The organism is Nonomuraea sp. NPDC049750 (assembly GCF_040659625.1).
In the GTDB taxonomy this organism is placed as follows: domain Bacteria; phylum Actinomycetota; class Actinomycetes; order Streptosporangiales; family Streptosporangiaceae; genus Nonomuraea.
Window position 1 is genome coordinate 120,143 of record NZ_JBFANB010000030.1, and the last position, 12,847, is coordinate 132,989.

At 68.9% G+C, this 12,847-nt stretch carries 9 protein-coding genes and 2 pseudogenes; 8 read left to right on the forward strand and 3 right to left on the reverse strand.

The window, feature by feature from the left end:
- Positions 1-68: 68 nt before the first annotated feature.
- Positions 69-593 (reverse strand): hypothetical protein, encoded by a 525-nt coding sequence (locus AB0J16_RS47115; protein ID WP_358552424.1) that lies wholly within the window; start codon positions 591-593, stop codon positions 69-71.
- 60 nt (positions 594-653) lie between these two features.
- Between AB0J16_RS47115 and AB0J16_RS47120 the strand changes: the two genes are divergently transcribed.
- Entirely contained in the window at positions 654-812 is a 159-nt protein-coding gene (locus AB0J16_RS47120; protein ID WP_358552426.1) for a hypothetical protein, read from the forward strand.
- Between the two features lie 172 nt (positions 813-984).
- Positions 985-1,056: pseudogene (locus tag AB0J16_RS47125) on the forward strand (DNA-binding response regulator); the annotation flags it as partial.
- A 44-nt stretch (positions 1,057-1,100) separates the two neighbouring features.
- On the opposite strand, the gene AB0J16_RS47130 reads toward AB0J16_RS47125, so the two are convergent.
- Positions 1,101-2,762 carry a GAF domain-containing protein gene (locus tag AB0J16_RS47130; RefSeq protein ID WP_358552428.1) on the reverse strand — a complete coding sequence of 554 codons (1,662 nt, stop codon included), beginning with the start codon at positions 2,760-2,762 and terminating at the stop codon, positions 1,101-1,103.
- 1,137 nt (positions 2,763-3,899) lie between these two features.
- On the opposite strand from AB0J16_RS47130, the pseudogene AB0J16_RS47135 reads away from it, so the two are divergent.
- The 6 genes and pseudogenes from AB0J16_RS47135 to pflA all read left to right on the forward strand — a co-directional run.
- Positions 3,900-4,298 (forward strand): annotated as a pseudogene (locus tag AB0J16_RS47135) (hypothetical protein); the annotation flags it as partial.
- Between the two features lie 149 nt (positions 4,299-4,447).
- Complete coding sequence (locus tag AB0J16_RS47140) at positions 4,448-5,215, forward strand: pyridoxamine 5'-phosphate oxidase family protein (protein ID WP_358552444.1); 768 nt, start codon at positions 4,448-4,450, stop codon at positions 5,213-5,215.
- Between the two features lie 328 nt (positions 5,216-5,543).
- Positions 5,544-8,231, forward strand: a complete 2,688-nt coding sequence (gene mgtA / locus AB0J16_RS47145; RefSeq protein ID WP_358552430.1) for a magnesium-translocating P-type ATPase — start codon at positions 5,544-5,546, stop codon at positions 8,229-8,231.
- A gap of 257 nt (positions 8,232-8,488) precedes the next feature.
- On the forward strand, positions 8,489-9,532 hold the full coding sequence (locus tag AB0J16_RS47150) for a zinc-dependent alcohol dehydrogenase family protein (protein WP_358552432.1): 1,044 nt from the start codon (positions 8,489-8,491) through the stop codon (positions 9,530-9,532).
- A gap of 55 nt (positions 9,533-9,587) precedes the next feature.
- Positions 9,588-11,843 carry a formate C-acetyltransferase gene (gene pflB, locus AB0J16_RS47155; RefSeq protein WP_358552434.1) on the forward strand — a complete coding sequence of 752 codons (2,256 nt, stop codon included), beginning with the start codon at positions 9,588-9,590 and terminating at the stop codon, positions 11,841-11,843.
- Positions 11,840-12,631 carry a pyruvate formate-lyase-activating protein gene (gene pflA, locus AB0J16_RS47160; protein ID WP_358552436.1) on the forward strand — a complete coding sequence of 264 codons (792 nt, stop codon included), beginning with the start codon at positions 11,840-11,842 and terminating at the stop codon, positions 12,629-12,631. Before pflB ends, pflA begins: the two co-directional genes overlap by 4 nt.
- Positions 12,632-12,649: 18 nt before the next feature.
- Here pflA and AB0J16_RS47165 read toward each other — a convergent pair.
- A partial coding sequence (locus AB0J16_RS47165; RefSeq protein WP_358552438.1) for a hypothetical protein occupies positions 12,650-12,847 on the reverse strand: 198 nt, incomplete at its 5' end.

Here is a 12,847-nt window from a genome sequence, read left to right on the forward strand (position 1 = left end):
TGAGCGGGTATGTGCCGACACAGTGCGATGCCCGCCCTCGGGCTGGAGGGTGGGCATCGACGCATCCGCTACTTGAGGTAGGGGTTGCGCTGGACGATGGGTAGCTTGCCGAGGCCGAGCGTGGTGCCGGCGCCTGCCAGGGCGAGGCCGACCAGGACGACGGCGTAGATGAGGTGTTCGTCCATGAAGGGATTGTTGGCCAGGGGCAGTTCGGCGGCCCACATGAGGACCAGCATGAGGCTGCCAGTGATGGCGGCGATCCGCAGGCCGACGCCGAGGATGAGTGCCGCGCCGATGCCAAGCAGGCCGAGCATGAACAGCCAGTCCACCCAGGGCTGTCCGGCCAGGGAGCTGAAGAAGCCGCCGAGCGCGTTCTCGCCGGTGCCCTTGAGGAAGCCGGTGGTGGGGCTGCCGCCGGAGATCCAGGCGCGGTTGGCCGGGGTGGCGAAGCCCCAGCCAAAGGTCTTGTCCAGAAACGCCCACAGGAAGATCCAGCCGATCGAGATCCGGGCGATCGCCCAGACATAATCGACCGGGCGAGTGGCGCTGTCGCTCGTGTCGACGTTCATGGGGGTTGAACGTGTGGTGGCCATGACGGCCCCCTTTCAGTGCGGATTGGCGGCTCTTCTCACGCCTCGATCACACCGTCTCCAGTGATCGGCGGGCAGTGCCGTACGACCCGCCATGGCGGGACTTTCGGCACTTCGTACGGCGACGCCTACCAACCGCCGCTGCGCGCGCGGCTACGCCATCTGATGGCGCAGGAAGTCGGCAGCCTCCGGCGGCAGGCGGTGGGTGACACGGCCGCCTAACTCATGACATCGCCCGCGGTGACGCTCTCGCCCGGCTCCTCGGCGGTGCCGCAGGGACGAAATCCCGGGGTGCCTATGCTGTGGGGCTGCACCGTCGGCGAACTGCTTGCCGAATCTGGACGGTCAGGCGGGCCGCTGGATGCGCCGGCCGGTGGCCTCCACCGGGGTAATCGCGCTGTCCGATCAGGAGCGCGACATCCTCGACCTGATCGGCGAGGGGCTGACCAACCGGCAGATCGGCGAGAATGACGGGCCTTCGTCCAAAGTGCGACGGCGAATCTGAGCGCATCAGAGAGGAACACTCCAGCGAAGAGCGGTCCCACCGGTCTCTGGAGAGATGACGTCGAAGGACCCCCCAAGCCCGGTGGCACGCTCCTGCAGGTTGCGCAGGCCGCTTCGCCTGCCACCGGCGGGCAGTCCGACGCCATTGTCCTGAACGGCCAGCGTGAGAACGTCATCCGCCACTTCGACGGAAACATCAGCTTTGGAGGCCTTGGCGTGGCGGACCAGGTTGGACAGCGCTTCGCGCAGGACGGCCAGTAGATGCTCGGCGACGGGTTCAGGCACGCGGTTGTCGAGCCGGCCCTCCATCAGCAGGCCCGGCATGAAGCCGAGATGGCCACGAGCGGATTCCACCAACTCCACGATCTGCGCGCGCAGGCTCGGCTCGGCCGTCTCGTGCGACCCCTGCAAGGCGAAGATGGTCGAACGGATCTGCCGGATGGTCTCGTCCAGTTCGTCGATCGCATGCCGCATCCGGCTCGACGCCTCAGGTTTGTCCACCAGCCGGACGGTGCTCATCAGCGTCATCGCGATCGCGAACAGCCGCTGGATGACCACATCGTGCAGATCCTTGGCGATACGGTCGCGATCTTCGAGCAGGCCGAGGCGTTCGGCGTCCCGGCGGGCTTCGGCCAGTTCGAGCGCGATGGCGGCCTGCCCGGCGAACGCCCCCAGCATGCGCAGGTCCGCGGCGCTGAACGGCAGCCGGCCCGACCGTTTCGCCGCTGCCACCACGCCACGTACCTTCTCCCCCATGCCCAGAGGCGTCAGCAGTTCGGGGCCGAAGCCCAGATGACGCAACGGCGAGTTCGTCTCGTGCAGGTCCTGCGCTGAGACGGCCTCACCGAAGGTGTAGACCTGGCCGGCCGCGGTGGCCGTCAGATCGAAGGTCAGGCCCGCCACCTGCTCGGCGTGCTCGCCGTCGACGTACCGCACCACCAGCGACTGGCCGCTCTCCTCCGGTATGAGAATCTTCACCAGGTCGGCGTCGCTCATCTGGCGGGCACGGGTCGCCAGCATCGTGAGCACCTCGCGCGGGTCGGCCCCGGACAGCAGGCTGGTGGTGACCTCCGAGGAGGCCTGCAGCCAGGTCTCGCGCCGCCGAGTCTCCTCAAACAGCCGGGCGTTCTCCACCGCGACCCCGGCGGCCGTGGCCAGCGCGATGACGATCGCTTCATCCTCTTCATCGAACTCGCCACCGCCGCGCTTCTCGGTCAGATACAGGTTGCCGAACACCTCGTCGCGCACCCGTACGGGCACGCCGAGAAAGGTGCCCATCGGCGGGTGACCGGGAGGAAAGCCATAGGACTCGGGATGATCGGAGATACGGCCGAGGCGCAGCGGCCGGGCATCCTTGATCAGCAGCCCGAGCAGGCCGAGCCCGTGCGGCCAGTGCTCGATGCGGGCGATCTCCTCCTCGCTCAACCCGACGGGGATGAACTGCAGGAGTGTGTTCTCCTGCCCGACCACGCCCAGCGCACCATAACTGGCGTCCACCAACTTGGTCGCGGTCTCCACGATCCGGCGCAGCACCGTCTCCAGATCCAGATCGCTGCCCACCGACACGACGGCTTCCAGCAGCGCGTGCACCCGGTCCCGGGTGGACAGCACGGCATTCAGCCGCACCTGCAGCTCGGCCAGCAACTCATCCAGCCGCATATTCGGCATCAACGGGCGATGCTCACCTTCCATCATAAAGATCAGTTTTACCCCGAGACGCGCCCACGTCCATCTCCCGCGGGTCGATAAGTGCTCGGCTCTCACTCCAGTACGTCGGACAGTGGCCAGCGGCCCGATTCCTTGTCATCGAAGGTGATCCCGAGCCGCATGATCATCTGCGCCGAAGGTCTCGCCCCGTCAGAGACCATCAGCCCTCGTTGAACGATCGCCGCGGACCCCATGGCCGGGACCTTCGGTACCGAGGCCGAGGCCGTACGGCACTGCCGGAGGGCGCGGCACCTGCGACAGCGTGGGTGGCGGGAGGTGCGTCATGTCCCCATCACTCGCCACCGAACTCGGTGCCAGGCGGCTGCTCGTCGCGGCCGGTCAGGCGCCTTCCGTGCTCAACACCCAGCCGTGGCGCTTCACCGTGTCCGGTGAGGAGATCAGTTTGCGGACCGATCCCGACCGGCGACTGCGGGTGAGCGACCCGCGAGGGCGGTCCCAGCATGTGAGCTGCGGCGCGGCGCATCGCCGCCTCTCGCGAGGGGGCGCACTTGCTGCTCCTCGACCGGCGCGGTGTGGGGCAGACGCTCGAGTATGCCGCCATGGCCGAGGACGAGTTGGCTCGAGACCACGGCTACCAGGCGGAACTGGCCGCGTGGACGATGCCGGGGGCGCGCTTCGACGGCGTCCCGGGCTACGTGCACGGGCCACGTCCCCTCAAGGACCCGGCGCCAACGCGGGATTTCGGGCGCCGCGCCGGTGAGGCGCTGTTCGAACGCCGTCCTCACCTCGCGGTGCTCACCACTCCCGGCGATCGACCGCTCGACTGGCTGCGAGCCGGACAGGCACTACAACGCGTGCTGCTGGTGGCCACCGCGCACGGACTGTCGGCGTCGTTCCTCAACCAGCCCCTGGACCTGCGCGACATGCGCCACCGCAGGGACCCGCATCACCGGCGCGGCCACCCCCAAATGATCATCCGGCTCGGTTATGGCCCGTACGTGGCCCGTCCACCGCGTCGCCCGGCCGCCGAACTCGCCGGTCGACGTCGACCACGGCGACCTCCTGACCTGCGGCGATACCTCGACAGCGGGCTGGCAGTCGTGTTCCGTCCGGCCCCGCCACGGGTAGCGTCCTGGCATGGCTTGTTTGAAGCGCTCCTCGCCGCCAAGGGCGGGGGGTTCCAGTCGGGTCGGGCTCCATCCGCGCGGTGGCCTGGGCTGCTGTCGCTTGGGGGTTGGCCTCCCGGCCCACACGATTGCGCTGGAAACCACCTTCACCGCCGAGAACTGGTCGGGCCCGCTCCATGTCCGCGCCGCCCTGGACGGCAGGGTCACCAACAGCGGCCTGGCCCGCTACCGCGAGCTGCGCGGCGACCACCTCACCGGCCATGACACCGGCGACCAGCACGGCCTCACCTGGCTGACCGCCGTGACCCGCTCCTCCCAGATCACCGTGGCGCTCGCCTCCCGTACCGACGCCGCCCCCGCCCGCAAGGTGATCCGCGGAAGGGACCGGATCGGTACAGAACATGTGCTCGACCTCGCGCCGGACGTACGCGCCACGCTGACCAAGACCGTGGCCTTGGTGACCTCACGCGACTGGAGCGCTGCTACCTGGGCCTGGAGATCCACCGCGACGGCCTGCATCTCAACCCGCTGCTTCCCGACCGGCCCGGTGTGCTGTCCATGCCGATCCGCTTCCGCGGCTCCGAGCTCTTCATCGACGCCGACCACCGGCAGGCACGCAGCAACGGCGTGGCAAGACTGACCTTCACCAGCGAACAAGGAGACACGATCATGGCAGCCACCGGCGACCTCGGACGTCGCATCGCCCATCACCGCGAACGACTCGGTCTGACCGTCGAACAGGTCGCCGAACGCGCGGACATTTCACCCGGCTACCTGCAATATCTGGAGGAGCAGCCCGGCACGCCCACCGCCGAAGCCATATACCGCCTGGCCGGAGCCTTGGAGACCACCGCCGACGACCTCCTCGGCGCAGGCGTCGATCGGCCTCCCGGCCGCGGCCGAGCCAAGGCGGCTGCCACGCTGGAGAGCCTGGACTCCGAAGAATGCCTCAAGCTGATCGAGCCCGGCGGCATCGGCCGGGTGGCCTTCAACGGCTCCCACGGCCCCACCGTGCTGCCCGTCAACTACAAGCTGCACGACGGCTCCATCGTCTTCCGCACCGCATCCGGCGGCCCCATGGACCAGGACCTGCGCACCGGCCTTGACGGCGTGGAGATCAAGGTCGGATTCGAGGTGGACCGGATCGACGACGCCCAGCGCGAGGGATGGAGCGTCCTCATACAGGGCCCCGCCCACCACATATCCCCCGACGAACTGTCAGAGGTCACCGAATCCGACGTCACCCCGTGGGCGGGCGGCGAGCGCCACCTGTACATCCGCATCGTCCCGCACCAGATCACGGGCCGCCGCATCCACAACCTCTGAGAGTCATGCTCTGTCCGGGCGGCCCCTCCCGTTCTAGACGCCGCGAGTCCGAGTCAGACGTCCTCGACGTCGGTGGCGACTCCGGCCCGACCGCTCAGCACGACACTCCAGCCCGCGTGCAAAGCGGGCTCCACATCGTCCACCCCGAAGGTCAGAGTCACGCCGTGGTGGATGGCGATCGAGACCCTGGACCGTGACCCACGGGGCCTGACCGCCTTTGCCACTGCTCCAGGTCACAAGTACCGGCGCTCGGGACTTTGGCCTCTAACACCCCCGTGGCTGACCGCTCACAATTCGAGGGAAGAACAGCCGTGGGAGGCAAGGGGGGATGATGGTCGCGACGGCCCGCCCTGGCGGCATGGCCTGGCTGGACGTCGCTGACGCGGCAGCGCTGCCGGCCGAGGAGGTGCTGGCCCGGCTGGGCAGCAAGCATGCGGGGCTGACGACGGAACAGGTGCGGGATCGGCTGGCGGTGCTGGGGCCCAACGCCCTGCGCTCACACCGGGCACGGTGGCCGGCGGTGCTGGCCCGCCAACTGCGCTCACCGCTGCTGATCTTGCTGGCCGTGACCGCTGTCGCCTCTTTCTTCCTCGGCGAGCCGAAAGACGCGCTGATCATCGGGGCGATCCTGGCGGCCTCGGTCGGGCTGGGCTTCGTCAACGAGTACCGCGCGGAGAAGGCCGCCGAGGCCCTGCACTCCCAGATCGAGCATCGCTGCGTGGTCTGGCGGGACGGCCGTCCCAGCTCGGTGGCGGTGACCGGGCTGGTCCCCGGCGACGTCGTCGAGCTGCGGCTGGGCGAGATCGTACCGGCCGACCTGCGGCTGATCTCAGTGACCGACCTGGAATGTGAGGAGTCGGCGCTGACGGGTGAGTCGCTGCCGGTGGCCAAGGCCACGGAGCCGGTCGGCGCGGGCACGGCCCTTGCCGAGCTGACGTGCGGCGCGCTGATGGGCACCGTCGTGCGCGAAGGCTCGGGCACCGGCATCGTGGTGGCCACCGGCGGCCGCGCCGAGTTCGGAAAGATCGCGCTTGCGCTCGGCGAGCGTCACCCCGAGACCGAGTTCCAGAAGGGGCTGCGCCGCTTCTCCATGCTGCTGGTGCGCGTCGCCGCCGCGCTCACCAGCACGATCTTCATCATCAACGTGATCTTGCATCGGCCGGTCATCGACGCGCTGCTGTTCTCCCTGGCGATCGCGGTGGGCATCTCCCCGCAGTTGCTGCCCGCGGTGGTCTCCACCAGCCTGGCCGCCGGCAGCCGGCGGCTGGCCCGGCACAAGGTGCTCGTCAAGCGCCTGGTGTGCATCGAGGACCTGGGTGACGTCGAGGTGCTGTTCACCGACAAGACCGGCACCCTGACCGAGGGCCGCATCAGCTTCATGCGCGCCCTGGACGCCGCCGGGCACGTCGGTGAGGAGCCGCTGGAGCTCGGCCTGCTGTGCGACGAGGCCATCGTCGACCCCGGCTCCACTCCGGGTGGCGAACGGGTGGTCGGCGGCAACGCGCTGGACCAGGCTCTGTGGAACTCGCCCGCCGCCGCCACCTTGCACCAGCGGTTGGGCCGCTACCGGCGGCTGGCCCTGGTGCCCTTCGACCACGAACGGCGGACCGTCTCGGTCCTGGTCGAACGTGACGACGGTCACCGTCTGATCATCAGCAAGGGCGCGCCGGAGGCCGTCCTGGCCCGGTGCGCCGATGTCCCCGCGCAGGCGGCCGCCGCGCTGGAAGCGGAATTCGCCGCCGGCAACCGGGTGGTCGCCGTGGCCACCCGAGAGGCCCCCGGTGCGACCACGCTCACGACCGCCGACGAACGCGATCTGATCTTCCGCGGCCTGCTGGTCTTCCTCGACCCGCCCAAGGCCGGCGCCCGCGATGCCTTGCGACGCCTGGCCGAGCTCGGCATCACCGTCAAGGTCCTCACCGGCGACAACCCGGCAGTGGCCGCGAAGGTCTGCGCCGACCTCGGCCTGCCCACCGCGCGCGTCCTCACCGGAGCCGACGTCGAGGCCGCCGACGACACCCGGCTGGCCGAGCTGATCGGCAAGACCACCGCGTTCGCCCGGATCAGCCCGGAGCACAAGGCCCGCATCGTGCGTCTGCAGCGCCGGAGCGGCCTGGATGTGGCCTTCCTCGGCGACGGCGTCAACGACGCCGTCGCCCTGCACGCCGCCGACGTGGGCATTTCGGTCGAGTCGGCCACCGACGTCGCCAAAGACGCCGCCGATGTGCTCCTGCTGGAGAAAGACCTCGCCATCCTCGCCGACGGCGTCGTACAAGGGCGGCGGATCTTCGCCAACACCATGAAGTACGTCCTCATGGGCACCTCCAGCAACTTCGGCAACATGTTCAGTGCGGCGGGCGCCTCACTCCTGCTGGGTTTCCTGCCGATGCTGCCCTCGCAGATCCTGCTCAACAACCTGCTGTACGACACCAGCCAGCTGGCCATCCCCACCGACAACGCCGATCCCGAGCAGCTGGCCCGCCCCTCCCACTGGGATGTCCGGCTGATCCGCCGCTTCATGCTGTTCTTCGGCCCGATCAGCTCCCTGTTCGACTTCGTCACCTTCGCCATCATGCTGCAGATCTTCCACGCGGGACCGCCGCTGTTCCGCACCGGCTGGTTCGTCGAATCCCTGGCCACCCAAACCCTGGTGATCTTCGCCATCCGCACCCGCCGCATCCCGTTCTTCCGCAGCCACCCCAGCCTCCCCCTGCTGCTGGCCGCCCTCGGCGTCGTCACCGTCGGCACCCTGCTGCCATCCACCCCGCTCGCCGGCGCCCTCGGCTTCCAGCCCTTGCCCGGCCTGTTCTTTCTCACGCTGGCCACCATGGTGATCATCTACCTGGCCCTCATCGAGCTCGGCAAACGCTGGTTCTACCGCAACGCCCCCGCGGCCGCGCGCCACCGCGAACCGCCCCACGCACACCGCATCCACCGCAGAGCCAGCCGCTTCACCGTCGCGACCGCCCCCCTGCCGCTGCCCCACAAAACCAACACGGCGCCCGCTGGGTCCTAGCCGGCCAGCGGCTCGTCCACCTGGCGGTTCGCCTGTTCGTGCGGACCGCCCGACCAGGAGGCGGCTCATCACCTGCTCGGCGGTCGTAGCCAGGACGAAGTCCCCGATCCGCGTGCCATTGGTACCAAAGCGAGCCAGCGCGCAGGACCTTGATCGGGCTGTAGGCGCGGCCGAAAGGCAGCGACGGAACGGGACCTTCGTCCCTATTCAGGCCGGCCCATCCCGGCCAACGTGAAAGGTGAAGGCAGTCAGGAGGCATGATGAAGGCGCTCATTTACCACGGTCCCGGCCAGCGGTCCTGGGAGGAGACTCCAGATCCGCGGCTGATCGAGCCCACCGACGCCATCGTCCGCGTGGACGCGGTCACCATCTGCGGCACCGACCTGCACATCCTCAAGGGCGACGTGCCCACTGTCGAGCCGGGCACGATCCTCGGCCACGAAGCGGTCGGCACCGTCACGGCCACCGGAAACTCGGTCGGCACCGCCAAGCCGGGAGACCGGGTGCTGGTGTCGTGTATCTCGGCTTGCGGGCGCTGCCGCTACTGCCGCATCGGCATGTTCGGCCAATGCCTGGGCGGCGGCGGCTGGATCCTCGGCCACCGCGTCAACGGCACCCAAGCCGAACACGTCCGCGTGCCGTTCGCCGACACCTCCACCCACCTGCTGCCCGACGGCGTCACCGACGAGGCCGCGCTCATGCTCGCCGACATCCTGCCCACCGCCTACGAGGTCGGCGTGCTGAACGGCCACGTACGGCCGGGCGACACGGTCGTGATCGTCGGAGCCGGGCCGATCGGCCTGGCCGCGATCACCACCGCACAGCTGTTCACGCCCAGCCACATCGTCGCCGTCGACCCCGCTCCCTCACGACTGGAGGCTGCCAAGCAGTTCGGCGCAGACCTGATCGTAGGCGCGGGCGACGATCCGACCGGTGCGATCGCCGAGCTGACCCACGGGCTGGGCGCCGACGTCGCCATCGAAGCCGTCGGCCTCCCGGAAACCTTCGAACTGTGCACCCGTCTGGTACGCCCCGGCGGCCACGTCGCCAACGTCGGCGTCCACGGCGCACCAGCCACCCTGCACCTCGAAGACCTGTGGATCCGCAACCTCACCATCACCACCGGCCTGGTCGACACCTACTCGACGCCGACCCTCCTGGACATGATCGCCGCCGGACGGCTGGACCCCACCAGGTTCATCACCCACCGCTTCGCCCTGCGGGACATGGCCGCCGCCTACGAGACGTTCGCCGACCCGGCGGCTACCGGAGCTCTCAAGGTGGTCCTGTCCCGCGGTTGACGCCGGGCCCACCGCACTACGAAGAAGGGCAGACATTCGACATGAGGGGGAACCGATGACGGCCACCACGGGCCACTCCACCGAACTCGCGGCATGGCGCGGCTTCAATGGCGCGGTATGGCGGTCGGCGGTGGACGTGCGCGCCTTCATCCAGGCCAACTACCGGCCCTACGAAGGTGGCGAGGAGTTCCTCGCGGGCCCGACGAACCGCACCACGGCCGTGTGGGCGAAGGTCTCGGCGATGTTCCCTGAGGAGCGGCGGCGCGGGATCTACGACGTGGACACCACCACGCCGTCGTCCATCACCTCCCACCGTCCCGGCTACATCGACGCCGACCGTGAGCTGATCGTCGGTCTGCAGACCGACGCGCCGCTGAAGCGCGCCATCATGCCCGCGGGCGGACTGCGCATGGTGGAATCCGGCCTCGCCGCCTACGGCCGCACCCTCGATCCCCTGGTACGGAAGATCTTCACCAAGTACCGCAAGACGCACAACGATGGCGTGTTCGACGCCTACACCCCCGAGATCCGGCGTGCCCGCCGGGCGGGCGTCATCACCGGCCTGCCCGACTCCTACGGCCGCGGCCGGATCATCGGCGACTATCGCCGAGTCGCGTTGTACGGCGTGGACCGGCTGATCGAGGTCAAGCAGGCCGAGCTGCGCTCGCTGGAGGGCGCCTTCGCCACCGACGCGGTGATCCGTGACCGCGAGGAACTGGCCGAGCAGATTCGCGCCCTGGACGAGCTGAAGCAGATGGCCGGCTCCTACGGCCACGACCTCTCCCGCCCCGCCGACACCGCGCACGAGGCGATCCAGTGGATGTACTTCGCCTACCTGGCCGCCATCAAGGAGCAGAACGGCGCCGCCATGTCGCTCGGCCGCACCTCCACCTTCATCGACATCTACCTCCAGCGTGACCTCGCCGAAGGGCTGATCACCGAAGAGCGGGCCCAGGAGCTCATCGACGACCTGGTCATCAAGCTGCGCATCGTCCGTTTCCTGCGCACCCCGGAATACGACGAGCTCTTCTCCGGCGACCCCACCTGGGTGACCGAGTCCATCGGCGGCATGGGCTCCGACGGCCGCACCCTGGTGACCCGCACCAGCTACCGCTACCTGCAGACCCTGCGCAACCTCGGCCCCGCGCCCGAACCGAACCTCACCGTCTTCTGGTCACCGCGCCTTCCGCAGCCGTTCAAGCGGTTCTGCGCCGCACTGTCCATCGAGACCAGCTCGATCCAGTACGAGAGTGACGACCTGATGCGGCCGCGCTTCGGTGACGACACCGCCATCGCCTGCTGCGTCTCGGCCGCACCGGTGGGCAAGCAGATGCAGTTCTTCGGCGCCCGGGTCAACCTCGCCAAGACACTCCTGTACGCGATCAACGGCGGTCGTGACGAGATCACCGGCGAACAGGTCGGCCCCGCGTACCCGGCACTGACCGGCGACCACCTCGACTACGAGCAGGTCACCGCGGCATTCGACCGGATGATGGACTGGCTGGCCGTCACCTACGTCAACGCGCTGAACATCATCCACTACATGCACGACAAATACGCCTACGAGCGCATCGAGATGGCCCTGCACGACTACCCCGTCAAACGCACCCTGGCCTGTGGCATCGCCGGACTGTCCGTCACCGCCGACAGCCTGTCGGCCATCAAGCACGCCCGCGTCAACGTGATCCGCGACGAGAGCGGCCTGGCCATCGACTACACCATCGACGGCGACTACCCCGCCTACGGCAACAACGACGACCGCGCCGACGCCATCGCCGTCGACCTGGTCCGCTCGTTCATGGCCAAGGTCCGCCGCCACCCCGCCCACCGCGAAGCCGAACACACCCAGTCCGTGCTCACCATCACCTCCAACGTCGTGTACGGCAAGCACACCGGCAACACCCCCGACGGCCGGCGTGCCGGAGAGCCGTTCGCTCCCGGCGCCAACCCGAGCAACGGCCGCGACCGCCACGGCCTGGTCGCCTCCGCGCTGTCGGTCGCCAAACTCCCCTACGACCAAGCGCTCGACGGCATCTCCCTGACCAACACCGCCACCCCTGAAGGGCTCGGCCGCACCCCGGCCGAGCGCGTGGACAACCTGGTCGGGGTGCTGGACGGCTACTTCGACGCCGCCGGGTTTCACATGAACGTCAACGTCCTGACGCGGGCGGTGCTGCTGGACGCCATGGAGCACCCCGACCGCTACCCGCAACTCACCATCCGCGTCTCCGGCTACGCCGTCAACTTCATCCGCCTCACCCCCGAACAGCAACGCGACGTCATCAACCGCACCTTCCACGGATCACTGTGAACACCCGCCAGGCCCACCTCCAACAGGCCGCCACCGAGCTGTGCCACCCGCCGGCCCCACCGGGCACCGGCGTGATCAGCTCCTGGGACCTGTCCATCGGCGTGGACGGCCCCGGCACCCGCTTCGTCGTGTTCACCTGCGGCTGCCCGCTGCGCTGCCTGTACTGCCAGAACCCCGAGACCTGGCGGATGCGCGACGGCCACCAGGTCACAGTGCGGGAAGTCATGACCGAAATCGACAGATACCGGCGCTTCATCTCGATGGCAGGCGGCGGGGTCACGATCAGCGGCGGCGAGCCGCTGCTCCAGCCCGGCTTCACCGCCGAACTGCTGCGCCTCTGCCACGACAGCGGCCTGCACACCGCCCTGGACACCTCCGGCCTGCTCGGCGACCGCGCCAGCGACACCATGCTCGCCGACACCGACCTGGTCCTGCTCGACATCAAGTCCTCCGACCCGGCCACCTACCGCAAAGTGACCGGCGGTCCGCTGGAACCGACCCTGCGCTTCGCCCGCCGGCTCGCCACACTCGGTCGCCCCACCTGGATACGGTTCGTTCTCGTCCCCGGACTCACCGACGCCGAAGAGAACGTGGACGGCCTGGCCCGCTTCGTCGCGCAACTGGGCAACGTCGAACACGTCGACGTCCTGCCCTTCCACCGCATGGCGGCGGCCAAGTACCGCAAGCTCGGCCTGCACTTTCCGCTGGCCGACGTCGCACCACCCGACCAGGACCTGCTCAACCGCGTGCACGCCCAATTCCACGCCTACGGTGTAGCCAGCACCTGACGTCGCCGCCCTCCGACGTCAGCAGGGAGACTCCTGGGTCACCTGGATGTCGAGAGTCGCATCGGGCAGCGCGCGGACCTGCGCGAAGCTCGCCGTCCAGCGGTGCTCCTCGTCGAGCCAGTGGTTTCCCGGCCGCCGATCATCTCCAAGTTTTGGGACATCCGGCCCTGCCTGGTTAGCCACCGAGCGGCTGAAATGGAGAAGGGGGAATGTGCG